Source organism: Nocardia canadensis, from assembly GCF_032656385.1.
GTDB lineage: Bacteria > Actinomycetota > Actinomycetes > Mycobacteriales > Mycobacteriaceae > Nocardia > Nocardia canadensis.
This window is the reverse complement of sequence record NZ_JAVCWB010000002.1, coordinates 851,081-873,289: the sequence shown is the minus strand read 5'-3', so window position 1 is coordinate 873,289 and position 22,209 is coordinate 851,081. Positions and strand designations below refer to the sequence as shown.

Below are 22,209 nucleotides of genomic sequence, written 5' to 3'. Positions count from 1 at the left end.
GCCCCGAACCTGAGGTTCGGGGCCTTCGTCGTCAGAACGCGACGATCAGGGTGACGGCACCGCGGGCGGTGCGGGCAGGATCGTCATGGCCGGCGGCGTCTGCAGGGTCGGTGGCACCGTGGGTGGCACCGGAGCGGACGTCGGGACCACCGTCGGCACGGTGACCGGCGGTGGTTCGGCGATGGTTGTCTGCGGGGTGGTCGGGTCGACCGTCACCGGGGGTGGTGTGGTCGGCACGGTGGTCACCGGCGGCACCGTGGGTTCGACGGTGACCGGCGGAACGAGCGGCTTGGTCTCCGAACCCGGACCCGGCGTCTGCAGGATCACCGGCGGCTCCGAGGACGGGTCGGCGGTACCACCGGGACCGGTCGGCGCCACCGGAGCGGTGCTGCCCGGGTTGGGGGTCGGCGAGGCCGGCGACGGTGAGGTGGGCTTGGTCTGTCCGGGTGAGGTCGGCGCCGACGGCGCCAGCTGGGCGGCGATCTCCGGCGCGCGCTTGGCCAGCTCGTCACGCAGCAGGTTCCAGCGGGCGACCAGATCCTCCCGCTTGCCCGGGTCGTTGACCTGGCTCGCGGTGGCCGAAGCCTGTTCCAGCCGGGCCCGCGCCTGCTCCGGGTTACCGGCGTCGAGCAGGTTCTGCGCGGCGACGAGATCGTCGTCGGCACGTGCCACGACGGTCGACTGCGCCTGCTCGCTGAACACGACCTCCTTGACGCGCCACAGCGGATCGCCGGGTGCCGCGCTGTAGGAGAACGCTGTGATGCCGCCGAAGACCACGGCCAGTGCCGCGGCCGCGCCGAGAATGGGTCGTACCAGCCGTAGACGTCCGCGCGAGGAAGCTCCGACTCGAACCTGCCGCGCGCCGATCTCCTGATTGACCGCCGCGAACACGGTGTCCAGATCAGGACCCGCGGGCATCGGCTCGGCCAGCAGGTCAGCTCGCCAATCCGCGAGCAACGACGCCAGCTGGAACTCCTCGGGGCTGTCGGTACGCACCGGTCCGTCGCTCGCGATCGCGTCGATCAGCGCATCATCGCTGCGCACCGCCGCGATGTCGACCGGACCGGAATCACCGGCATCCTCGGCGGCGTAGGGACCGCTGTCGTGCGACCCACGCCAAACCTTCCGGTCGCCTCGACCGCGCTCGCCATCCCTAGCCATACATTTCACCTGCCCTCGCCACTTGTGACTTCAGTTTCGCGAGTGCCCTGTGCTGGGCTACTCGTATCGCCCCCGCCGTGCTGCCCACGGCGACTGCGGTTTCCTCTGCTGACAGACCCATGACCAAGCGCAGGATCAGGATTTCCCGATGTTTCTCGGGGAGTGTTGCCAGCAGAGTGTTCATCTGCCTGCTCGTCTCCGAGTCGAGAGCTCGCTGCTCCGGTCCCTGGTCGGTGGATATGACATCTGGTACTTCGGCCATCGCCTCCGCCTTGTTACGGGCGGCGTTGCGATGGGCGTCGGCGACCTTGTGCGAAGCGATGCCGTAAACGAAGGCCATGAAGGGCCGACCCTGATCCTGATAGCGGGGCAGGGCGGTCATCACAGCCAAACAGACCTCTTGCGCAACATCATCCGCGGAGAGCTGCCCGCGCTCCGCGGCCCCGATCCTGGCCCGGCAGTAGCGGACTACCAGCGGACGGATCAGTTCCAGTACCTGAGCTAAAGCAGTCCTGTCGCCCTGCGCAGCCGCAGCGACGGCGAGGTCCAACTCTTCGCCCATATGCGTCATCGTCAGAGATTTTCCTGGCGTTACGAGTGGCGCGGTCCAATGTGACCGAGCTTCCACCGAAGGGGCGGAACGGGACTAACAATAGCGACCCGTTGATCACCCGCTAGCGGGCCTGGCCCCTTCTATGAGACCTCTCAGGAAGATCACCGGGGAGGGGTCACCAGGACGGCGCCGTGAAATCCCCACCCCATGCGCGGATTCGGGCCGCATGATCTGCGGCTTCGGCTGCGGCGGCCCGCGACTCGGCCTCCGCGCACACCCCGGCACGCAGTAGCGCCGTGGCCCAGCGCAGGGGCAACAGGCCGTGTTCGCGGCACTCGTCGTCGACCGCGCGGGCCCGTCGCGCCGACCCGTCCAGGTCGCCCGTGGCGGCGGTCGCGGCGGCGACCAGCAGCGCCGATTTCACCCGGTGCCGCACCGAGGGCAGGGCGGCGGCGAGCGCCACCGCGGTCTCGGCGTCGCGCAGCGCCGGCGCCGCCGCGCCCCCGGCCAGCGCGGTCTCCGCGCGCACCCAGTGCCAGCGCACCGCGCAGCGGGCCGGGGCGTCGGCCAGCAGCGGTTCCACCCGGCCGAGCAGTCGGCGGGCCAGGGCGAGCCTGCCGGTGCCGAGGGCGTCGGCGGCCAGGCCGGTGTAGGCGTCGGCCAGCGCCTCGGCGCGGGCGGCGCCGGTGGCGCCGGTGGCGAGCGTGGCCGCGCGACCGTCGAAGGTCGCGGCGGCGGCGTGCCCGCCGAGCTGACGCAGCAGCGAGCCGCGGGTGCTCTCGACGCGCGAGCGCAGCGCCGGATCGATGCGCGCGCGGGTGAGCGTCAGCAGCTCCGCTCTGGCAGCGGCGTAGCGGCCCTGCGCGCCGAGCGCGACAGCGCGATACCACCTGTCCAGGGGGGTAGCCGGAGTCGGCAACTCCGCAGCGGCCGTGCCGGGCGTTGGCCCGAAAGCAGTCGCAGCGAGTATTTCGGAACCGATATCCGCGGGTGAAGCCGTTGTCTGCACGCCGAGACTGTAGCCGCCACCGGCGGCGAGGCCTTCTCGTGATATGTCACGACGACGCAGGCGCAGCTACCGATCAGCTTTTCCTCCGATGGCTCATGTTGCCATCAGGTAAATCTCCGCCCGCCGGCACCGCTACCGCAAAGTTTCGAATTCACATGCGTTTCGCGCAATTAACCTCGGCGCCCCGATTACGCCATCTGCGCCCCGTCCACGGCGGAGGGCCGTTGTGACCCGGAACACCCGCCCGACCGGCGGCCCAGCGGGCCGAAACCGGCCCTGCCTGGCGCGACCTGGGGAAACGCCCGACACCGCGAGCACCGCGCGGCGACCCATCCATAGCCAACCGAACAGTATGGACGGGTCGAGCATGAAATGTAAACAGTGCGCAGGTTAAATTTCAGCGTTGCGGATTTGCGGTACCAATGCGTCGAACTATTGACGGAAATTCCCGCGTGCACCTAACGTAGCTCATCGCCGGGGTCGGCGCCGCGCGAAATTGCAGCGACCACCTTCGGCACCGTCAGGCACCGTCGAGCCGGCCACCTCCGCGCGAGGTGGCGCGAAGACCTGCCGCACCACGTCGCTCGACAACGCTGACGAGCTCGCACCACAAGGAGTTCACCATGCCCATGCCCACCCACCTCCCCGGCCCGAACGCCGATGTCTGGGATTGGCAGATGCGCGGTTCGTGCCGCGGCCAGGACTCCGCCGTCTTCTTCCATCCCGACGGCGAACGTGGCCGTGCCCGCACCGCGCGCGAGATGCGCGCCAAGGAGATCTGCCGGGCCTGCCCCGTGCTGATGCAGTGCCGTACCCACGCGCTCAAGGTGAGCGAGCCGTACGGCATCTGGGGCGGGATGTCGGAGACCGAACGCGAGATGCACGCGCGCCGCAACCGGCGCCGCATGGCCGTCTAGATACTTCGGCAAATCAACTCCCATCCGCCCGGCGTGGCGTGCCGAATCTCTAGCAAACAGCTGGCACCCGAACAAGGCACCCCCGGGCGGAGGGAGGTCATAGCCGCGGGCTACATTCGTGACCGATGACACAGAATGGGTTCCGAAGCGAAGCCTTCCCACCGAGCGTGGATTCTGCGGTTACCGCACGCGCGGCCGAAGGAGTCGAGCTAGCTGCACTGTTGGAACGATGCGGCCTGTCCGACCAGCAAGCCTTTGCCGAACTGTACGACCGGACGTCTGCGCGCGTCTTCGGCCTGATCCTGCGGGTCCTCCACGACCCGGGATACGCGGAGGAGACCACGCAAGAGGTCTATCTCCAGATCTGGCGCACCGCAACGAGTTTCGACCCCGCCAAGGGGTCGGCGGTGACCTGGCTGATGACGTTGGCGCACCGACGGGCGGTCGACCGGGTTCGTGCCGAGCAAGCCCACACCCAGCGCGAGGTCGCGTACGGGATACGGGTTCTCGGCAACGAATTCGACGAGGTCACGGAGGAGGTGGAACGCAGACTCGAACAACAGGCCGTCCAGCGCGGGCTCTCGACTTTGACCGAGACGCAGCGCGAGGCGATCTCGCTCGCCTACTACGGCGGGCGCACCTATGCGGAGGTAGCTCAGCACCTCGGCATCGGACTACCGACCGTCAAGTCCCGTATTCGGGACGGACTGACACGACTGAAGAAAAGTTTGGGGGTGACGTGAGATGAACGAAGCCCAGATCGATCTCGCGCACACCGTCGCGCTCGGATTGATCGACGACGAAGACCATCACGCGATCCAGACCATCATCGATACCGAAGACCCCGTCCTCTGTACCGAGTTCCTGCACGAGATCCGCGCTACCCGCACGGTCCTCGCCGAACTCGCTGCGAGTACCCCGACACCACCTCCCCCCTCCCTGCGTGCGCGCCTGCTGGCCGCGCTCGACGCCGAAGAGCCCCCGGTAGCCAGCTAGCGCGAAAACGAAAGGCCCCCGAACCGCAGTGCGGTCCAGGGGCCTTCGTCGTGCCGCGGGTCAGTGCGCGTGGCCGTGATGCCCGTGGTCGTCGGCCTCCTCGGCCGGCTTCTCCACGATGGCGCTCTCGGTGGTCAGGATCATCCGCGCGACCGAGGCGGCGTTCACCACGGCGGAGCGGGTCACCTTGACCGGGTCGACGACACCGTCGGTGAGCAGGTCACCGTAGGTCAGGGTGGCGGCGTTGAAGCCCTCCTTGCCCTCGGCGACCTTGCTGACGACGACCGCGCCGTCGACACCGGCGTTGGTGGCGATCCAGAACAGCGGCGCCTCGAGGCCCTTGCGGACGACCTCGACGCCGACGCGCTGGTCACCGGTCAGCGAGTCGCGCAGCTCGATCAGCGCGGTCGCGGCCTGCACGAGTGCGGTACCGCCACCGGCGACGATGCCCTCCTCGACCGCGGCCTTAGCCGCCGCGACCGCGTCGTCGACGCGGTACTTGCGCTCCTTGAGCGCGGTCTCGGTGGCCGCGCCGACGCGGATCACCGCGACGCCGCCGGCCAGCTTCGCCAGACGCTCCTCGAGCTTCTCGCGATCCCAGTCGGAATCGGTGGCCTCGATCTCGCGACGCAGCTGCGCGCTGCGGGCCGCGATGTCGGCCTCGGTGCCCGCGCCGTCGATCAGGACGGTCTCGTCCTTGGTGACGACGATGCGACGCGCCTGACCGAGCTGCTCGATGGTGGCCTCGCGCAGGGTGACGCCCAGGTCGGGGTTGATCACGGTGCCACCGGTGACGACGGCCAGGTCGTCGAGGAACGCCTTGCGGCGGTCACCGAAGAACGGCGCCTTGACCGCGACGGCCTTGAGGGTCTTGCGGATCGAGTTGACCACCAGGGTGGACAGCGCCTCGCCCTCGATGTCCTCGGCGATGATCAGCACCGACTTGCCGGACTCGGCGATCTTCTCGAGCAGCGGCAGCAGGTCGGGCAGCGAGCTGATCTTGTCGCGGTGCAGCAGGACGTAGGTGTCCTCCAGCACGGCCTGCTGGGTCTCGGGGTCGGTCACGAAGTAGGGCGAGAGGTAGCCCTTGTCGAACGCCACACCCTCGGTGATCACGAGCTCGGTCTGGGTGGTCGAGGACTCCTCGACCGTCACCACGCCGTCCTTGCCGACGGTGGTCAGCGCCTTGCCGACCATCGCGCCGATCTCCTCGTCGCGCGAGGAGACGGTGGCGACCTGGGCGATGGCCTGCTCGCCGGAGACCGGGGTGGCCGCGGCCAGCAGCACCTCCGACACCTTGTCGGCGGCCAGCGCGATGCCCTGGCCGAGGGAGATCGGGTTGGCACCCGCGGCGACGTTCTTCAGGCCGGCGCGCACGAAGGCCTGGGCCAGCACGGTCGCGGTCGTGGTGCCGTCACCGGCGACGTCGTTGGTCTTGGTGGCGACGCTCTTGACGAGCTGCGCGCCGAGGTTCTCGAAGGGGTCCTCGAGGTCGATGTCCCGCGCGATGGTGACACCGTCGTTGGTGACGGTCGGGCCACCGAAGGCCTTGGCCAGCACGACGTGGCGGCCACGGGGACCGAGGGTCACCTTGACGGCGTCGGCGAGCTTGTCGACACCGCGTTCCAGAGCCCGGCGAGCCTTCTCGTCGAACTCGATCTGCTTTGCCATAAAGGATTCAGCTCCTGTGTTGAATGGCGGCACTCCCGGGCCCCTACGTGGTGACGCGAGCTGCCGCCTCCGGGTCCGTCGCTCATGCCGCGAGTGAGAACGCAATCCGCCCCGGGTCGCTGGACGACGCCGGGGCGGAACGCGAATGCGGCGTTGGCCTACTTGGTGACGACGGCCAGGATGTCGCGCGCCGACAGGATGAGGTACTCGCCACCCTGGTACTTGATCTCGGTGCCGCCGTACTTGCTGTAGATGACGACGTCGCCTTCCTTGACGTCGACGGGGATGCGGTCACCCTTGTCGGTGATCCGGCCCTCGCCGACGGCGATGACGGTGCCCTCCTGCGGCTTCTCCTTGGCCGTGTCCGGGATGACCAGGCCGGAGGCCGTCGTCGTCTCGGCCTCGTTGGCCTGGACGAGGATCTTGTCCTCGAGCGGCTTGATGTTCACGCTCGCCACGTTGAGCCCTCCACTTTCAGGGGAATTCGGTCGTCCGGAACTGTTGTCCCGGACCGGGTTTCGGTCTGCATCCGACCCTGCGCGTCAGCCCCGTCGTCGCGGGTGCCGGGACCCGAAGCCCAGTAGTCGACTGGCACAAGCACAGCTACACAGTGCCGACTAGCACTCTATACGTGAGAGTGCCAGCGCTCAAGGCCGGGTTCTGCCAATGTCGCATTTTCGACACGCCCACACTGGCCAGTGATCTTCACATCGCTTGCCACAATCTGTAACGTTCGCATAACAGGCTGTGAAAGGATATGTATAGCGTTCCATTCGAGATGGTCGGCATCACAGAACCATCCGCTCGAAGGGAGGTGAACATGCGAACATCCCTCGGCATCTCCGCAGGTAACGAGGTGGTGTGCTCAGCGCTGGTCGCCACCGGTCCGGCCGGTGAGCAGAGCTTCGATTACCGCGTCGTCTCCGCCGACGCGGCCCATTCCGATCTCGGCGATCTCGTGTCGTCCTCGATCGAGCTGATGACCACCCAGCTGCCCGTCACCCAGGGCGCCGCCATGGCGGGCGAACCGCTCGGGCGTTATTCCACCGGCGCGCACCGCAGGGCCGAGTCGGCCCGATCGCGCCCACCGACCAGCGTCGCCGTCGCCTACCGGAACAAGGAGCAGGCCCAGGCCATCCGGGCCGCCACCACCCGGCACCGGGATCTGCGGCTGGTGCCCGAGGGCACCGCGGCGATGACCTACTTACGCGACACCGGCCTGCTCGGCCGCTACGCCACCGTCGCCGTGGTCGACCTCGGCGCCACCGGACTCACCGTCACCGTCGTCGACTACGCCGACGGCACGATCCTGCACACCGAACGCACGCCCACGCTCAGCGGCAACGCCATCGACGAGCTGATCTACCACCACCTCGTCGACCTGCACTACGCCCGCCGGGGCACCAGGCCCAACCGCGGCACCCTGACCAACCGGGGCCGGGCGGCCAAGGAGCACCTGTCGATCGCGCCCGCGGTCACTATCGACCACGTCGCCGGGCAGCCGCTCAAGCTCACCCGCTCCGATTTCGAGGAGCTCATCGGTGGGCTGCTGCGCAATATCGCGCTGTTCACCGGTTCGGTCTTCACCCGCGCGCCGAAGTACCCCGAGGCGGTCGCGGTGATCGGCGGCTGCGCCAACATCCCCGCCGTCGTGGAGACGCTGCACGGCAGGCTGGACGTCCCGGTCCTCACCGTGCCCGATCCGGAGGCCGTGATCGCCAAGGGCGCCGCGCTCGTCGCCGACGCGGCGGCACCCTCGGCCCTGCAGGTGGCCGCGCTGGGCGACGCCCCGAGCGGCACCTTCGCCAAGGTCGCCGGGACGCTGGCCGGCGCGGTCGTCGTGGTCGGCCTGGTGATCGGCTACGGCGTGCAGGCGGTCTCGCCCGACCCCGCCGATGTCACCCCCGCGGGCACCAGCAGCACCGTGCGGCAACCGCCGTTACCCGTGGTGCCGCAGCAGGCACCGACACCCCAGAATCGCGAGAGCACCGACCGCACCGGCGTCACCAACGCGCCGCCCACCACCGAAGTCACCACGACCCCGGCCCCGACCACGCCGTCGACCACGCCGCCGTCGTCGCCCCCGAGCCAGATGGCGCCGCCGTCGTCGACGACGGCGCCCACGCTGCGCCCGGATCCGAATCTGCCGCAGATCCCCTACCCGGAGTCGCCGCTCGGCCCGATCGACAGTGGGTCCTCGGGTGGCCAGCAGCAGCGACCGTCGACGCCGAACACCTCACCGTCCCAGCGGCCCGCCCAGGGCCTGCTCCCGGTGCCGCCCGCCGCGAGTACACCGGAGAGCGCGCCACTGCAGCTGATCGACTAGCCGCGCAGAGCGCTCACCGACACCGGCAGACCCGGATCGGTGGCGACCGTCAATTCCGCGGGCTGCGCGCCCGCCGCGATCACGTGCGCACCGAGCGCCGCGATCATCACCCCGTTGTCGGTGCACAGCCGAGGCTTGGGCACCCGCAGGGTCAATCCCGCTGCCGCGCAGCGTTCCTCGGCCAGCGAACGAATCCGCGAATTCGCGGTGGCACCGCCGCCGAGCACGATCGTGTCCACGCCGACATCGGTCGCGGCGCGCACGGCCTTCATCGTCAGCACATCGGCCACCGCCTCCTGGAAGGACGCGGCGATATCCGGGATCGGCAGCTGGTCGGGGCCGATGCCCTGGCGCTGCGCGGCCTCGACATAGCGGGCTACCGCGGTCTTGAGGCCGGAGAAGGAGAAGTCGTAGCGGGCATCGCGCGGACCGGTCATGCCGCGCGGGAACGCGATCGCGCGCGGGTCCCCGTCCTTGGCCGCCGCGTCGAGGCAGGGACCGCCCGGGTAGCCGAGGCCGAGCAGGCGGGCGACCTTGTCGAAGGCCTCGCCCGCGGCGTCGTCGACCGTGCTGCCGAGTTCGGTGATCGGCGAGCCCAGGTCGGTGACCTGCAGCAGGTGCGTGTGCCCGCCGGAGACGAGCAGCGCCACCGCGGGCGGCAGCGGACCGTGCTCGAGAGTGTCCACCGCGACGTGCCCGCCGAGGTGGTTGAGCGCGTAGAACGGTACGTCCCAGGCGGCCGCGTAGGCCTTGGCCGCGGCGACGCCGACCAGCAGCGCACCGGCGAGGCCGGGCCCGATGGTGACGGCGAGCGCGTCGGGCTTGCTGATGCCCGCGGCGGCCAGCGCCCGGCGCATGGCGGGCACGATCGCCTCGAGATGCGCGCGCGAGGCGATCTCGGGGACCACGCCGCCGAAGCGCGCGTGCTGGTCGACGCTGGAGGCCACCTCGTCGGCGAGCAGTTCCAGCGAACCATCCGGGTGGCGCCGGACGATGCCGACTCCCGTTTCGTCGCACGAGCTTTCGATGCCCATGACGATCACGACAGCACCTCGTCCTGCCTGCCGCGCGCGGCCCATTCGTCGGCCGCCACGGTGAGTTCGGGCCTGCGCATCGTGTACGCGTCGGCGCCGCTGGGGTGGTAGTAGTTCTTGCGCAGCCCGATGATGTGGAAACCGTGCTTGGCGTAGAGCGCGATCGCGGGCGCGTTGTCGGTGCGGACCTCGAGGAACACCGGGCCGCCACGTTCGGCGGCGGTGGCCAGCAACGCCTCCAGCAGCAGCGTGCCGATGCCGCCGCGATGACAGTCCGGATCGACGCCGATGGTGTGCACCTCGGCTTCGGGATGCGCGGCGTCGCCGAGCAGCGCGATGCCCGCGTACCCGACCATCGCGCCGTTCGCGTCGCGGGCGGTGATGTAGCGGTTGTGCGCGCCGGCCAGCTCGGACCGGAACGACACCGCCTGCCAGGGGTCGTCCTCGGGGAACAGCAGGTGCTCGAGCTCGACGCAGCGGTCGATGTCGTGCACCGTCATCGGTGCGATCCGGTAGTCGGACACGGCGCTCACGCCCCGGTCCGGTCGAGGGTGCGGAAGCTGTTCTCCACGGCGTCGGGCCTGCGCAGGTACAGCGGGACCAGCGGCTCGGGCGCGGTACCGGCCAGCAGCTCGGCCGCGGCGACGGTCACCAGCCCGGCGGGCGAGGGCGTCTCGCTCGGCAGCACCGGCAGATCGAAGTAGTCGACGTGGGCGGCCGAGCCCGCGATCGCGGCGGCGTCGCCGAGCGGGACCTCGGCGGGCTTGCACACCTCGGGTCCGGCGCTGCGCGTCCCGTTCAGGTAGCGGGCCCAGTAGACCTCGCGCCTGCGCGCGTCGGTCACCACCAGCAGTTCGCCGATGTCGCGCTGCTCGCCCGTGGCCTCGGCCTCGGCGGCGATGGCATCGAGGCTGCACACCCCGTACACGGGCAGCCCCAGCGCGTCACCGAAGGCGGCGGCGGTGGCCATCCCGACGCGCAGCCCGGTGAACGGGCCCGGCCCGATCCCGACGACGAGCGCGTCGAGCTCGTCGCGGCGCACCCCGGCCTCGGTGAGGCATTCCAGGATCTGCGGGGTGAGCACTTCGGCGTGGGCGCGGGCGTCGACCTTCACGCGGGCAGCGAGCGTCGCCACGGCGGGCCGGGCGTCCGCGTCGGCGGCAGGTGACAGATGCACCAATCCCGCTGTAACGGCGGGTGTCGCGGTGTCGACTGCTAGTACGAGCATGATTGTCTCAACAATACCGGGTGGTTTCCGCGCCCGGCGCGCACCGGTGCCCGCCGATCCACGGGTTATTCGATCCACTCCCAGATGGCCGTGCGCACATCGGATTCCGGTTCCCGGGCGAGTTGCACCCGCAGATGCCGCTCGGTGAGGTGTTCGACGACACCCTTGCCCCACTCCACCACCACGACGGCGTGATGTAAGTCGGTGTCGAGGTCGAGAGCGTCGAGTTCGTCCAGGTCGCCCGCGAGGCGGTAGGCGTCCACGTGCACCAGCGCGACGCCGGGCGTGCCGTCGGGCCGCTGCCCCGCCTTGTGCGCCCGCGCGATGATGAAGGTCGGCGAGCTGACCCGGCCAGCCACGCCGAGACCCGCCGCGATTCCCCTGGTCAGCGCCGTTTTTCCGGCGCCGAGCGGACCGTCGAGCACCACCAGGTCGCCGGCGCGCAGGGTCGCGGCCAGCTCCCGGCCGAACGCCTCGGTGTCCTCGACTGTGGCGAGGACACGCTGCTGTGGCTCAGCCACCGACGGCCTCCCCACTCCGCGCGTCGCCGAAGCCGGCGGCGGCCAGCAGCCGGTCGAGCGCGTCCAGCGTCACCTCGGGGTACTGCAGGTGCGGCATGTGCGCGGCCTCGCGCACCCGCACCAGCTCGCTGCCGGGCAGCGCCGCGGCCAGCGCGCGCGAATTGCGGAACGGGATCACCATGTCGTGCGCGCCGCCCAGGACCAGCACCGGCATCTCGGCCAGCACCGGCAGCGCCGCCGACTCATCGTGCAACTCAATCGCTTTCAGGAACTTCTCGATGGTCACGACCGGGGTGCGGTCGATCATCATCGTGGTGAATCGCGACAGCGTCGGGCTCACCGGACCGTGGAACGAGCTGACGTGCAGGATCGGCGTCACCAGCTGCTTGCTCGCGGTCCGGCTCACCTGGACGACGGCGGGCGCGGTGCGCACCGCCATCCGGAACCCGTCGATGGCCGGATGCCGCAGCAGCTGCGGCAGCCCGGTCGCGGTCACCTCGGCGGCGGCGGTGCAGAACAGGCCGACCGCGCGCACCCGCGCCGCGAAGAGTTCGGGGAACTGCGCCGCGGCCGCGAGCACGGCCATCCCGCCGAGCGAATGGCCCACCAGCACCACCGGCCCGGTCGGCGCGCACTCGCGCAGCACGGCGGCGACATCGTGGCCGAGCTGGGCGACGGTGCAGCTCTCGGTGCTCGGCGTGCCGGAGCGGCCGTGCCCGCGCTGGTCGAAGAAGACCATCCGGACCCGCGGACCCCAGGCGCGCGCGAGATCGCGGCGCTGGAAGTGGAAGGACTCCATGCTGTTGCAGAAGCCGTGCACGAACACGACGGTCACCTCGGCGGACTCGTCACCGTAGGTGCGGGTGGCCAGCGACACACCGTCGTCGGCGATCACCGACCCCGGCTCGTCCTCGTCGATCAGGGCGAAGTTCTCGTCGCGGTACTCGTCGCGTTCGGCGGGCCACAGCACGCGCGCGCCGATCCGGCGCAGCGTGTGCGCGACGGCGAGCGCGCCGAGCAGGCTCGCGGTCGCCAGGCCGCCGCGCAGGATCACCCTGCCCCGCGTCATCGGCCGGTCCCCACGTAGCGGCGCACGGCCCGGCCGCGCGGCGAGCAGACCACCTCGTAGTCGATGGTGTCGAGCAGCCTGGCCCAGTCGAGCGCGTGCGGATGCCCGGCGCCGCCGCCGAAGAGCACCGCCCGATCACCCTCCCGCACGCCGCCCGGGTTGTCGCCGAGGTCGACCATGAACTGGTCCATGCACACCCGCCCGACATTACGGTGCCGGGACCCGCCCAGCCACACCTCGAAACGCCCACTCAGCGAGCGGAATACACCGTCGGCGTACCCGGCGGGCACCAGCGCGACCGTCGTGTCACGCGGCGCGATCCAGCGGTGCCCATAGGACACGCCCTCCCCCGCCGGCACCCGTTTCACCAGGGTGACCTCGGCTTGCAACGTCATCGCGGGCCGCAGCCCGAAGTCGCCGAGCTCCGGGATCGGCGACAGCCCGTACACCGCGATGCCCGGGCGCACCACGTCGAAGTGCAGGTCGGGGCGGGTCAGCGTGGCCGCGGAGTTGGCCAGGTGCACCTGCTCGGGTTCCAGCCCCTGCTCCTTGGCCTGCGCGATCGCCTCCACGAAGCGTTCCCGCTGCCGGTCGAGCATCGGATGCTCCGGTTCGTCGGAGTGCGCGAGGTGGGAGAAGATCGCCCGGAACCGAACGACCTGCTCGTCGACGAGGACGCGCAGTGCCCGCAGGACCTGCGGATACTCGGCGACCGAGACCCCGTTGCGGTTCAAGCCGGTGTCGACCTTGAGCGTCACGGTGGCGGTCCGGCCGCTCGCGCGCGCGGCCCGCTCGACGGCCCGCAACTGCGTGAGCGAGGACACCCCGATCTCGACATCGGCCGCGATCGCGGCGCCGAAATCGGCATCGATGGTGTTGAGCCAGCACAGGATCGGCGCGGTGATCCCGGCGGCGCGCAGGGCCAGCGCCTCGGCGACGGTCGTGACCCCCAGCTCGGTGGCTCCCGCCGCCAGCGCCGTGCGCCCGACCTCGACCGCGCCGTGGTTGTAGCCGTCGGCCTTGACCACCGCCATCACCCCGGCGCCCTGCGCGAACTCGCGCAGCACACGCACGTTGTGGGCGATGGCATCCAGGTCGATGACAGTCTCCACTTGCGCATTCACGGCTTCGATCCTGCCAGGACCCGCCGGATTCGTGGCAGCTGGGCTGCCTACCTCACCCCGCGGCGGCCGACCACGCGCACTCCCCGTCCACACGCGAGGGGGCAGGTTCGCGGTCGTCTCGGAATTCTCGCCTGGGTCGTGTGGTCATTCGCCCGCGAGTTCCCGCAGCACGCGGATAGCCGGGCGGATGTGCCGCAACAGCGGCGAGGCGGAGATCGGCGCGGCCGCCGGCTCGCCGTCGTATGCGGCGAGGTTGGCGGCCAAGGCGTGCACGCGAGCGGCGGCCGCGGCCGACCACGCGGGCGGGCGACCCGCCGCCAGCAGCGCGCCGAGCAGTCCGGACAGCACGTCACCCGAGCCCGCCGTCGCGGCCCACGAACCACCGGCATCGCTGACCAGCGTCGGCTCCCCCGGCGCCGCGATGATCGTCGCGCGGCCCTTCAGCAGCACGGTCACCTGCCACTCGTCGGCGAGCGCGCGCACCGCCTCCACCCGATCCGGACCGGGTTCGGCACCGGTGAGCCGGGCGAACTCACCCGCGTGCGGCGTCAGCACCGTCGGTGCGGTGCGGCCCCGCACCAGGGCGGGTTCGGCGGCGAGCAGGGTGAGCCCGTCGGCGTCGACGAGCACCGGCAGCTCGGTGGCCAGCACCTGCGCGAGCCGGTCCCTGGCCGCGAGGTCGGTCCCCGCGCCGGGACCGAACACCCACGCCTGGACCCGCCCCGTGCCCGAGATCGTGTGGCTGGCAATGACTTCGGGGAACTTCTCCAGCACCTCGGTGTCGTCGCCGACGTAGCGCACCAGGCCCGAGGTCGCCGCCACCGCCGCGCCGGTGCTCAGCACCCCGGCTCCCGGATACTTCGCGCTGCCCGCGCACACCCCCACCACGCCCTGGCTGTACTTGTCGTCCGTCGCGCCGGGGACCGGCCAGTCCGCCCCGATCGCCGCGGCCGCGAGCTGGGCGAGGTCGGGTTCGGGCAGCTGTAAACCGATCGGCACCAGCACGATTCGTCCGCAATACGGCGCGGCCAGCGCGTGCACCGGCTTGTAGGCCCCGAACGCCACCGTCACCTCGGCGCGGACCGCGGGCCCGTCGACCGCGCCGGTATCCACGTCGACGCCGCTGGGCAGATCGACCGCGACGATCGGAACCGTCACGGCCGCCACCAGCTCCGCGGCCGCCGGGCGCAAGGGTCCACGGCCGGAGATCCCCACGATCCCGTCGATCACCAGATCCACCGCGTCGAGCCGGTCGACCACCCGCCCGCCGGCCTTCCGCAGCGCCGCCAACCCCGCCGGATGCGCGCGTTCGGGACTCAGCAGCACCGCGCGCACCGCCACGCCGCGCCGCGCCAGCATCGACCCCGCCCACAGCGCGTCGCCACCGTTGTCGCCCGACCCGACCAGCAGCCCCACCGCCCGGCCCGCGACACCGCCGGTCCGGGAACGCAATTCGTCGGCCACCACGTTGGCCAGCCCGTACGCGGCCCGGCGCATCGGCATCCCCGCGGGCACGCGGGTGAACAGCTCCGCCTCGGCCGCCCTGACCTGGTCGGCGGTGAAGTAGCCACGCCGATCCGTCATCGTCGCCTCCCGGCCGCCCGCGCGGCCCACGACAGGTCCGCGATCGTTCGCAGACTACGCTCCAGACCCATGTCGATGGTTCGTCACCGCGCCGCATCCACCCGGGTTGTCGCCGGATTCGTCGTGGCCGCCACCCTGTTGATCGCCGGTTGTTCCGGCGACTCCGGGAACGCCGCCTCCACCACTACCCGCAAGCCGCGTCCGGTCACCACCACGACCACCCAGACCGAGCACAAGCCGACCAACCTCACGGTCGACGTCTCCGGGATGAAGTACTCCCCCGCCGACGCCACCATCAAGGTCGGCGAGACCGTCACCTGGAAGTTCTCCGACAAGGCCCCGCACAACGTGCAGGGCATCGGCGACAAGGCGATGGGCATCAACAGCCCGATCATCGACAAGGGCGAATGGTCCTACACCTTCACCCAGCCCGGCACCTACCGTTACCTGTGCAGTCTGCACCCAGACATGCGGGGGACCATCACGGTGTCTTAGGAGCGCTGGCGCGCTCGAGGTCGGCGGCCCCCTGTGTCCCGCCGGTCAGGCGCCGTGGCTTGCTCCTTCGTCGCGTGCGCCACGGCGCCTGACCGGCGGGACGGCCGCCGACGGCCGACTTCGTCGGCCTGCCCTCCCCAGGGGTCGGGCGTACGGGGCCGAGTTGTCGGAGCGCTGGTGCGCTCAGGTCGACTTCGCCGGCCTGCCCTTCCCCGAGGTCGGGGCGTGCGGGGACGGAGTTGGGCGGAGTCGATCTATTCGACGGTGACCGACTTGGCCAGGTTGCGCGGCTTGTCCACGTCGTAGCCACGCGCCTGCGCCACCTCGGCGGCGAAGATCTGCAGCGGCACCGTCGACAGCAGCGGCTGGTACAGCGTCGGCGCGGCCGGGATCTCGATCAGGTCGTCGGCGAACGGCCGCACCGTGTCGTCGCCCTCCTCGGCGATCACGATGGTCCGGGCGCCGCGCGCCTGGATCTCACGGATATTGCTCAGCAGCTTCGAGTGCAGCACCGGGCGCCCCTTGGGCGAGGGCATCACCACGATGACCGGCAGACCGTCCTCGATCAGCGCGATCGGTCCGTGCTTGAGCTCACCGGCGGCGAAGCCCTCGGCGTGCATGTACGCGAGTTCCTTGAGCTTGAGCGCGCCCTCCAGCGCCACCGGGTACCCGACGTGGCGGCCGAGGAACAGCACCGTCGGCACGTGCGCCAGTTCGCGCGCGATGGCCCGCACCTGCGCACCGGTCTCGAGCACCCGCGCGATCAGCTTCGGCATGGCCTCGAGCTCGGCGAACTCGCGAGCGACCTCGTCGGGGTACTTCACGCCACGGGCCTGCGCCAGGGCCAGGCCGACCAGGTAGTTGGCCGCCACCTGCGCCAGGAACGCCTTGGTCGAGGCGACACCGATCTCCGGCCCGGTCCTGGTGTAGATCACCGCGTCCGACTCGCGCGGGATTTGCGCGCCGTTGGTGTTGCAGATGGCGAGCACGCGCGCCTTCTGCTCCTTGGCGTGGCGCACCGCCTCGAGCGTGTCGGCCGTCTCGCCGGACTGCGAGATCGCCACCACCAGCGTCGACCGGTCCAGGACCGGGTCGCGATAGCGGAATTCACTGGCCAGCTCGACCTCCACCGGCACCCGGGTCCAGTGCTCGATCGCGTACTTGGCCAGCAGGCCCGCGTGGTAGGAGCTGCCACACGCGACGACGAACACCTTGTCGAACTCGCGCAGTTCCTGATCGGCGAGGCGCTGCTCGTCCAGGACGATCCGGCCGCCGTTCTCGTCGACGACGAAATGCCCGATCAGGGTGTCGGCGACCGCGGTCGGCTGCTCCTCGATCTCCTTGAGCATGAAGTAGTCGTGGCCGCCCTTCTCGGCGGCGGCCAGATCCCAGTCGATGGTGAACGGCCTGGTCGTCACGCCCTCGGTGTTGCCGGCGAAGTCGGTGACGGTGTAGCTGTCGGCGGTGATCACCACGGCCTGGTTCTGCCCGAGCTCGACCGCCTCGCGGGTGTGCTCGATGAACGCGGTGACATCGGAGGCGATGAACATCTCGCCCTGCCCGACCCCGACGACCAGCGGCGTCGACTGCCGGGCGGCAACAATCGTGCCCGGGTGATCGGCATGGGTGAAGACCAGCGTGAACGCGCCCTCGAGGCGCTGCAGCACGGCCAGCGCGCTGGCGGTGAAATCGCCCGCGGTGGGGCCCTCGGCGTAGGCGCGCGCCACCAGGTGCACCGCGACCTCGGTGTCGGTGTCGCTGAGCAGCTCGATGCCCGCGTTCTCCAGCTCGCGGCGCAGCGGCGCGAAGTTCTCGATGATGCCGTTGTGGACCACGGCGAGCTTGCCGGAGGCGTCCCGGTGCGGATGCGCGTTGCGGTCGGTCGGCGCGCCGTGCGTCGCCCACCGGGTGTGGCCCATGCCGCTGGTGCCCGCGAACCGCTCGGCCCCGGCTTCGGCCAGCTCGGCCTCCAGGTTGGCCAGCTTGCCCGCCTTGCGTTCGACCGCGATCGACCCGTTTCCGTCGAGAATCGCGACGCCCGCGGAGTCGTATCCGCGATACTCCATGCGTCGCAACGCGTCGACGACAACGCCGAGCGCGTCCCGGTACCCGACGTAGCCCACGATTCCGCACATGGTCCCCCACCCTACTGATCGGATACCCTTCTCGCCGTGTCGGTGTCTGTGAAGTCGCTCCTGAGCACCCTGTCCGCGCGTGGCCCCCACCGGGTGTTGCGCGGAAATCTGGGCATCGCGGGCCAGCCGGGTGTGGTGTACACCCCCGAATCCGGGCTGAGCCTGCCCGCCGTCGCGTTCGCGCACGGCTGGCTGACCAGCGCCGAGAACTACAAGAGCCTGCTCGAGCACGTCGCCTCGTGGGGCTTCGTCGTCGCCGCGCCCGACACCGAACGCGGCCCGATCCCGTCACACCTGGACCTCGGCACCGACCTGCTCACCACGCTCGACATCGTCAGCAAGGTGCGCCTCGGTGACGGCACCATCAGCGTCCACCCCGACCGCCTCGCCTTGGCGGGCCACGGCATGGGCGCGGGCGCGGCCGTCATCGCGGCCGCCCAGCGCCGCGTCGCCGCCGTCGCCGCCCTGTTCCCCGCCCCCACCTCCCCGGCCGCGGAGAACATCGCCCCCGATATCGACACGCCCGGCCTGATCCTGGCCGGCGCCACCGACCTCGACTCGGTCAACTCCAACGCCCGCGCCCTCGCCACCGCCTGGGCCGGCCCCTCCCTCCTGCGCACCATCGACGGCGCCTCCCACAACGGCATCATCGAAGGCCGCCGCCTCTTCGCCGCCCTCGGCGCGGGCCGCTACGAACACAAGACCGAGAAGACCACCCGAGCCCTCCTCACCGGCTACCTCCTGTCCACCCTCCTCGGCGACAAGACCTACGCCCCCTTCGCCGACCCCGAAGCAGCCCTCCCCCACACCAAGGTCGTCGACCCGACCGCGGTGGTCGAGGAGGAAGCCCCCAAACTCTCCCTCGGCACAGTCGCCAAGCTGATCCGGAAGTAGTCCAGCTCAGCGGGAATCCGACCGGACGACCTTCGAGTCGTGCGACATCACGCGGACTGCGGCTGCTCCTGATTGAGACCGGAACCACCGGTCAGGATCGCGCCGACCTTGCCGATCGGCTCCATCAGAGTCTTGATGTCGGTGAAGATCTTCTTCAGATCGTTCAGCATGTCTGTGTAGGAAAGACTGTCCCGGGCTATTCGGCGCAGTGCGGCGGGAATCACGTGCGCGGCCGCCGCACCGCTCGTCGCTATGAGTTCGATCGTCCAGCCGATCGCCGCGCCGACCAAGTTGGCGAGCAGGTCGCGGACCAGAGTGCGAACAGCGTCGACCGCCTTCGACACCGACTCCATCGACTTGCCCATCGTGGCCGCGATGCCACTAGCGGCATCGATTTGATCGATGAGGCTGGAGGCACTGACCCGATACTGCTGACCGGAAGCACCCTGCCAATCGTCGATATCCTGCTCTACGCTGGACTTCCAGTCGGCGGCAACGGACGTCAATTCGGTGGAGATCTTCGTCCAAGACTTTCCATACGCCTCGACGATGTCCGGGTTGCCGGCCAACTCGTCCAAGCCCTTCCGCATGAACTCCACGTGGTCGAGTATCCATTTCGCGACCTGACTACCGATGAAGGCAAACGGATCCAACACCTTGTAGGCGACTTCCATTACACTGCCCGCCAATCCGAGCATGCCGAGCATGGCGGCGTCGACTTGCCCCGACGCGAAGTTGCCGTACACATCCCACGCGTCGCCGGCGATCGTGCCCTTCAGAATCCCAGGGGTGCCTGTCTTCTGGTCACCGTTGAGACCGACGTTGGAAAGAAGTGACACATCCTCCTGGTAATACGCCTGGTTGGAGTCCACACCACTCGCGAGCAGCCCGTTCTCAGGCGCCTTCGGGTCATCGAAACCGACCACTGCTACCGACCCCCGTTCGATGCAGCGATCCCAGCTTTCAGTCCATCCAAGCTCGCACGGAACTTTCCGTCCACGTCTTCGACCGCCGACGCCACGGTCTCGAGCTTGCCGGGCAGTACCGACACCGATTCGGCCAACTTCCGAATCGCGGCGATCGCCGTCTCGTGATCGTCGTCGTATATCCATTCGACGAACGGTCGAGGTATCTCACCGAACCCGTCATCGGCGGAGCCGAGATAGGTGGCGGCTTCCAAAGCCGCGGTCATCTTCGACATCAGGTTCGTCATCTTGGCCGCATGCGCGCGGACTTCATCCGGATCAATCGAAAAATCAGCAGGACTCCCCATGATCAGACCAGCCACGACTTCCGGCTGTAGTACCGCTCGTCCTCGTCGGGCTCATCCGGCGCGACGACCGTTTCGCGGTTCGGCTTTCGGCTCCACTGCTGCGCGGGACTCGGCGGCGGCGGATAGGCGATTTCCCCGGCTGGTGGCCGCGAGGCATGTTCCGGTGCGAAGGAATTCGGTGCCTCGAGGTCCTGTTCCGCCGTACCGATCGGCTCCGGATCAGGGAACCGTTGCTCGTATCGACTGATCATGTCGACAGCAGGCGCATCGTTCCCGACCACGTCGCTCACGAGATTCGTGACCTGCCGGCGAAGTTTCGCCTGCGCACTCCGCATACATTCCATGATGGCGGCCGACACCACCACGGGATCCCTTCCCCGAGTGGATTCGGCCAGGGTGATCGCGCTGGGCACCCCGTTGCTGTCCACGGTCACTTCGACGCTGCCGTCCGTCGATCTCGCGGTAACGGCCAGCGCGACCATCGAGCGTTGCAACTCGTCATACCTCTTCGCCGTATTCTCGAGCTGTTCGGCGAACCGGCGTGCGTGATCGATCGACTCGTCCAGCCTGTTCTCCACGAGAATTTTCCTCCCCATACCCTGAATCCCGCCACCCGGTGAGCGCGACCCTACCCGTGTGAGAATGGCGCGATGAACACGGGTGAGACCGAGCACCGCACCGCCGATACCACGCAGCGGCAGGTCGCGAAATATCATGGTGCGCCGGGAGATCCGAGGTACCCCTCGCCTCGTTCGATGCGCGCTTCCCTGGCGAGCACGGTGGACGGATGCTTGTGGCTGGCAACGTTCTTCGGCTCGTGCCTGTCCCTGATCGCACTTCCCGAGAGCCCGGAGGGCCTCTTGCTGGCGGTCGTGGTCCTGCCTGTCGCGACAGTCATCATCGTCAACTCGGTACTGCTACCGCGATGGGCACGCGCGAGTGTCGGTGACCTGATCTTCGGGCTGGTCAAGATTCGCCCGAGCGACGGAGGCCGACCGACGATCCCAGATCTCGCGCGCCACATCTGGAACCCCCGGTCTGGTCGCGACGACTCCGCCACCCCACGAGTCGTGCAGGTACGTCGCCGCGACACTCGTTGACGGAACAGGGAACCGACAGGGCCGGTGCCGCGTCCAATCCCCATAGGAACGGATCCGTCGCGATGATCTACCGGAACTGCGGTTCGGCGTCGAATGAGCAGCCTCGTGCCGCCTGGACGGTCCGGTAAGGTCGTTGCTCATCGGGCGGGGAGTCCCGGGGTGCCGGAATCGGTAGGAGAAACCTGTGCAGGCGAGTCGGAGAACGACGCTGGTCGCCGGCTTGGCTGTCGCGGGGATGCTGGCGGTGAGCGGGCGTGGATCCGACAGCCCGGATGACCAGGCGACCGTGGCTCCGACATCGACTGGGAGCGAGGACAACAACTGGAATACTCCGGGTAGCTCTCGCAAGTGGCTGGGCTGCAGGTGGACACAAAGTGACGGACTCGCGGCGAGTATCACGGCGACCACCATCACCGGGCAGAGCATCCGTGAGAGTCCACGTACTCAGTGGACTCCAGGCGAGCAGTCCACGATCGCGGGCCGCGCGGCGATCACCTTCCCCCGCGAAGGTTCCGCCTGGGCACAACTGCGCACCGGCCCGATCACCGATCGCCCCGAACCCCGGTCCAGCGCACGCTGGTTCGATTTCACCGACGACGGTCGCTATCTCATGCAGCGCAATCGCGAGCACGTACGGCTGAGTCGGGCCGGCGCCGCCGACCTGACCACGCTCTTCACGAACTGGATCGATCGAGCCCTCACCCGGCTGCACGAACAAGAGGAACATGCCATGTCGACACCATGGGGCGGTGGTCCGCGATGAACTGGCTCGCCAGAATCGACAGCATCACCAACGACCACATCGCCGCCACCCATCAGGTCGAAAGCCGGGTCGAACAGGTCGAGCGCGAAGCCGACGAGGCGACCCAGCAGATCGGCGAGCGAGTCGCCGCGATGGGGTTCGGCGCCGAGACGCCGGAGGAACGCGCGGCGCGAGAAGCCCGCGAGGAACGCGACCGACTGATGTACGAGTACCGAATGCGAGCACAGCAAGCGGCATCACCGGCCCACAGCCGGGAAGTCTATGTGCAGCCGTCGGATTGGACCGACGTCGACGACGCACGAGCCAATGGGTTCGGCCGTGACTCGTGGCTGGTGTAGCGGTATGGAGGGGATTTC

25 protein-coding genes are annotated in these 22,209 nt (G+C 69.5%); 9 read left to right on the top strand and 16 right to left on the bottom strand.

The window, feature by feature from the left end; all coding sequences use genetic code 11:
- Positions 1 to 45 precede the first annotated feature (45 nt).
- The 3 genes from Q7X29_RS07200 to Q7X29_RS07190 all read right to left on the bottom strand — a co-directional run bounded on the left by Q7X29_RS07200 (position 46) and on the right by Q7X29_RS07190 (position 2,633).
- Positions 46 to 1,161: an anti-sigma-D factor RsdA gene (locus Q7X29_RS07200; RefSeq protein ID WP_218717318.1), complete on the bottom strand. Its 1,116-nt coding sequence runs from the start codon at positions 1,159 to 1,161 to the stop codon at positions 46 to 48.
- Positions 1,154 to 1,732, bottom strand: coding sequence for a sigma-70 family RNA polymerase sigma factor (locus Q7X29_RS07195; protein ID WP_110037079.1), 579 nt, complete (start codon positions 1,730 to 1,732; stop codon positions 1,154 to 1,156). Before Q7X29_RS07195 ends, Q7X29_RS07200 begins: the two co-directional genes overlap by 8 nt.
- Positions 1,733 to 1,889: 157 nt before the next feature.
- Complete coding sequence (locus Q7X29_RS07190) at positions 1,890 to 2,633, bottom strand: hypothetical protein (RefSeq protein WP_316573596.1); 744 nt, start codon at positions 2,631 to 2,633, stop codon at positions 1,890 to 1,892.
- A gap of 713 nt (positions 2,634 to 3,346) precedes the next feature.
- Between Q7X29_RS07190 and Q7X29_RS07185 the strand changes: the two genes are divergently transcribed.
- The 3 genes from Q7X29_RS07185 to Q7X29_RS07175 all read left to right on the top strand — a co-directional run bounded on the left by Q7X29_RS07185 (position 3,347) and on the right by Q7X29_RS07175 (position 4,636).
- Positions 3,347 to 3,640: a WhiB family transcriptional regulator gene (locus Q7X29_RS07185; protein ID WP_022567299.1), complete on the top strand. Its 294-nt coding sequence runs from the start codon at positions 3,347 to 3,349 to the stop codon at positions 3,638 to 3,640.
- 125 nt (positions 3,641 to 3,765) lie between these two features.
- The gene (locus Q7X29_RS07180; RefSeq protein ID WP_255587510.1) at positions 3,766 to 4,383 is read left to right on the top strand and encodes a sigma-70 family RNA polymerase sigma factor; all 618 of its coding nucleotides are present in this window, start codon (positions 3,766 to 3,768) and stop codon (positions 4,381 to 4,383) included.
- A 1-nt stretch (position 4,384) separates the two neighbouring features.
- Positions 4,385 to 4,636: an RskA family anti-sigma factor gene (locus Q7X29_RS07175; protein WP_218717755.1), complete on the top strand. Its 252-nt coding sequence runs from the start codon at positions 4,385 to 4,387 to the stop codon at positions 4,634 to 4,636.
- Between the two features lie 60 nt (positions 4,637 to 4,696).
- On the opposite strand, the gene groL is transcribed toward Q7X29_RS07175, so the two are convergent.
- The gene (gene groL, locus Q7X29_RS07170) at positions 4,697 to 6,307 is read right to left on the bottom strand and encodes a chaperonin GroEL (RefSeq protein ID WP_218717754.1); all 1,611 of its coding nucleotides are present in this window, start codon (positions 6,305 to 6,307) and stop codon (positions 4,697 to 4,699) included.
- Between the two features lie 158 nt (positions 6,308 to 6,465).
- Positions 6,466 to 6,765: a co-chaperone GroES gene (groES, locus tag Q7X29_RS07165; protein ID WP_110037083.1), complete on the bottom strand. Its 300-nt coding sequence runs from the start codon at positions 6,763 to 6,765 to the stop codon at positions 6,466 to 6,468.
- Between the two features lie 362 nt (positions 6,766 to 7,127).
- Between groES and Q7X29_RS07160 the strand changes: the two genes are divergently transcribed.
- Entirely contained in the window at positions 7,128 to 8,633 is a 1,506-nt protein-coding gene (locus Q7X29_RS07160; RefSeq protein WP_218717753.1) for an Hsp70 family protein, read from the top strand.
- On the opposite strand, the gene tsaD is transcribed toward Q7X29_RS07160, so the two are convergent.
- The 7 genes from tsaD to Q7X29_RS07125 form a co-directional block, all read right to left on the bottom strand.
- Entirely contained in the window at positions 8,630 to 9,676 is a 1,047-nt protein-coding gene (gene tsaD / locus Q7X29_RS07155; protein ID WP_316573595.1) for a tRNA (adenosine(37)-N6)-threonylcarbamoyltransferase complex transferase subunit TsaD, read from the bottom strand. The two genes, Q7X29_RS07160 and tsaD, sit on opposite strands and share 4 nt — an antisense overlap.
- Positions 9,673 to 10,167: a ribosomal protein S18-alanine N-acetyltransferase gene (rimI, locus tag Q7X29_RS07150; RefSeq protein WP_218717760.1), complete on the bottom strand. Its 495-nt coding sequence runs from the start codon at positions 10,165 to 10,167 to the stop codon at positions 9,673 to 9,675. The genes tsaD and rimI overlap by 4 nt, the downstream gene beginning before the upstream one ends.
- Before the next feature lie 29 nt (positions 10,168 to 10,196).
- Entirely contained in the window at positions 10,197 to 10,895 is a 699-nt protein-coding gene (tsaB, locus tag Q7X29_RS07145) for a tRNA (adenosine(37)-N6)-threonylcarbamoyltransferase complex dimerization subunit type 1 TsaB (protein ID WP_218717751.1), read from the bottom strand.
- A gap of 65 nt (positions 10,896 to 10,960) precedes the next feature.
- A complete protein-coding gene (tsaE, locus tag Q7X29_RS07140) occupies positions 10,961 to 11,416 on the bottom strand; it encodes a tRNA (adenosine(37)-N6)-threonylcarbamoyltransferase complex ATPase subunit type 1 TsaE (RefSeq protein ID WP_218717750.1) in 456 nt (151 codons plus the stop codon).
- Positions 11,409 to 12,485 (bottom strand): alpha/beta fold hydrolase, encoded by a 1,077-nt coding sequence (locus Q7X29_RS07135; protein WP_316573594.1) that lies wholly within the window; start codon positions 12,483 to 12,485, stop codon positions 11,409 to 11,411. Before Q7X29_RS07135 ends, tsaE begins: the two co-directional genes overlap by 8 nt.
- Entirely contained in the window at positions 12,482 to 13,618 is a 1,137-nt protein-coding gene (gene alr, locus Q7X29_RS07130) for an alanine racemase (protein WP_316573711.1), read from the bottom strand. The genes Q7X29_RS07135 and alr overlap by 4 nt, the downstream gene beginning before the upstream one ends.
- 135 nt (positions 13,619 to 13,753) lie before the next feature.
- Complete coding sequence (locus Q7X29_RS07125; protein WP_316573593.1) at positions 13,754 to 15,193, bottom strand: NAD(P)H-hydrate dehydratase; 1,440 nt, start codon at positions 15,191 to 15,193, stop codon at positions 13,754 to 13,756.
- A 69-nt stretch (positions 15,194 to 15,262) separates the two neighbouring features.
- Here Q7X29_RS07125 and Q7X29_RS07120 point away from each other — a divergent pair, with 69 nt between their 5' ends.
- A complete protein-coding gene (locus Q7X29_RS07120) occupies positions 15,263 to 15,688 on the top strand; it encodes a cupredoxin domain-containing protein (RefSeq protein ID WP_218717747.1) in 426 nt (141 codons plus the stop codon).
- 254 nt (positions 15,689 to 15,942) lie between these two features.
- Here Q7X29_RS07120 and glmS read toward each other — a convergent pair whose 3' ends face one another.
- Positions 15,943 to 17,823: a glutamine--fructose-6-phosphate transaminase (isomerizing) gene (gene glmS / locus Q7X29_RS07115; protein ID WP_218717746.1), complete on the bottom strand. Its 1,881-nt coding sequence runs from the start codon at positions 17,821 to 17,823 to the stop codon at positions 15,943 to 15,945.
- 36 nt (positions 17,824 to 17,859) lie between these two features.
- Between glmS and Q7X29_RS07110 the strand changes: the two genes are divergently transcribed.
- A complete protein-coding gene (locus Q7X29_RS07110) occupies positions 17,860 to 18,717 on the top strand; it encodes an alpha/beta hydrolase (RefSeq protein ID WP_218717745.1) in 858 nt (285 codons plus the stop codon).
- Between the two features lie 47 nt (positions 18,718 to 18,764).
- Here Q7X29_RS07110 and Q7X29_RS07105 read toward each other — a convergent pair whose 3' ends face one another.
- Genes Q7X29_RS07105 through Q7X29_RS07095 form a run of 3 tightly spaced genes read right to left on the bottom strand, consistent with a single transcriptional unit; the run spans position 18,765 to position 20,568 of the window.
- Positions 18,765 to 19,643 (bottom strand): hypothetical protein, encoded by an 879-nt coding sequence (locus Q7X29_RS07105; RefSeq protein WP_316573592.1) that lies wholly within the window; start codon positions 19,641 to 19,643, stop codon positions 18,765 to 18,767.
- A gap of 2 nt (positions 19,644 to 19,645) precedes the next feature.
- Complete coding sequence (locus Q7X29_RS07100; protein WP_316573591.1) at positions 19,646 to 20,005, bottom strand: hypothetical protein; 360 nt, start codon at positions 20,003 to 20,005, stop codon at positions 19,646 to 19,648.
- Positions 19,993 to 20,568: a YbaB/EbfC family nucleoid-associated protein gene (locus tag Q7X29_RS07095; RefSeq protein ID WP_316573590.1), complete on the bottom strand. Its 576-nt coding sequence runs from the start codon at positions 20,566 to 20,568 to the stop codon at positions 19,993 to 19,995. Before Q7X29_RS07095 ends, Q7X29_RS07100 begins: the two co-directional genes overlap by 13 nt.
- A 72-nt stretch (positions 20,569 to 20,640) precedes the next feature.
- Between Q7X29_RS07095 and Q7X29_RS07090 the strand changes: the two genes are divergently transcribed.
- The 3 genes from Q7X29_RS07090 (at position 20,641) to Q7X29_RS07080 (ending at position 22,191) form a co-directional block, all read left to right on the top strand.
- Entirely contained in the window at positions 20,641 to 21,090 is a 450-nt protein-coding gene (locus tag Q7X29_RS07090) for a hypothetical protein (RefSeq protein ID WP_218717741.1), read from the top strand.
- Between the two features lie 184 nt (positions 21,091 to 21,274).
- Positions 21,275 to 21,853 carry a hypothetical protein gene (locus tag Q7X29_RS07085; RefSeq protein ID WP_316573589.1) on the top strand — a complete coding sequence of 193 codons (579 nt, stop codon included), beginning with the start codon at positions 21,275 to 21,277 and terminating at the stop codon, positions 21,851 to 21,853.
- The gene (locus Q7X29_RS07080) at positions 21,850 to 22,191 is read left to right on the top strand and encodes a hypothetical protein (RefSeq protein WP_218717739.1); all 342 of its coding nucleotides are present in this window, start codon (positions 21,850 to 21,852) and stop codon (positions 22,189 to 22,191) included. The genes Q7X29_RS07085 and Q7X29_RS07080 overlap by 4 nt, the downstream gene beginning before the upstream one ends.
- The last annotated feature ends 18 nt before the right edge of the window (positions 22,192 to 22,209 follow it).

Bases quoted from the DNA above. Each gene is read 5' to 3' on its own strand.
- Q7X29_RS07200 (WP_218717318.1), bottom strand. From the start codon at position 1,161: ATGGCTAGGGATGGCGAGCGCGGTCGAGGCGACCGGAAGGTTTGGCGT.
- Q7X29_RS07195 (WP_110037079.1), bottom strand. From the start codon at position 1,732: ATGACGCATATGGGCGAAGAGTTGGACCTCGCCGTCGCTGCGGCTGCG.
- Q7X29_RS07185 (WP_022567299.1), top strand. From the start codon at position 3,347: ATGCCCATGCCCACCCACCTCCCCGGCCCGAACGCCGATGTCTGGGAT.
- Q7X29_RS07180 (WP_255587510.1), top strand. From the start codon at position 3,766: ATGACACAGAATGGGTTCCGAAGCGAAGCCTTCCCACCGAGCGTGGAT.
- Q7X29_RS07175 (WP_218717755.1), top strand. From the start codon at position 4,385: ATGAACGAAGCCCAGATCGATCTCGCGCACACCGTCGCGCTCGGATTG.
- groL (WP_218717754.1), bottom strand. From the start codon at position 6,307: ATGGCAAAGCAGATCGAGTTCGACGAGAAGGCTCGCCGGGCTCTGGAA.
- Q7X29_RS07160 (WP_218717753.1), top strand. From the start codon at position 7,128: ATGCGAACATCCCTCGGCATCTCCGCAGGTAACGAGGTGGTGTGCTCA.
- rimI (WP_218717760.1), bottom strand. From the start codon at position 10,167: ATGACGGTGCACGACATCGACCGCTGCGTCGAGCTCGAGCACCTGCTG.
- tsaB (WP_218717751.1), bottom strand. From the start codon at position 10,895: ATGCTCGTACTAGCAGTCGACACCGCGACACCCGCCGTTACAGCGGGA.
- Q7X29_RS07135 (WP_316573594.1), bottom strand. From the start codon at position 12,485: ATGACGCGGGGCAGGGTGATCCTGCGCGGCGGCCTGGCGACCGCGAGC.
- Q7X29_RS07125 (WP_316573593.1), bottom strand. From the start codon at position 15,193: ATGACGGATCGGCGTGGCTACTTCACCGCCGACCAGGTCAGGGCGGCC.
- Q7X29_RS07120 (WP_218717747.1), top strand. From the start codon at position 15,263: ATGTCGATGGTTCGTCACCGCGCCGCATCCACCCGGGTTGTCGCCGGA.
- glmS (WP_218717746.1), bottom strand. From the start codon at position 17,823: ATGTGCGGAATCGTGGGCTACGTCGGGTACCGGGACGCGCTCGGCGTT.
- Q7X29_RS07090 (WP_218717741.1), top strand. From the start codon at position 20,641: ATGAACACGGGTGAGACCGAGCACCGCACCGCCGATACCACGCAGCGG.
- Q7X29_RS07080 (WP_218717739.1), top strand. From the start codon at position 21,850: ATGAACTGGCTCGCCAGAATCGACAGCATCACCAACGACCACATCGCC.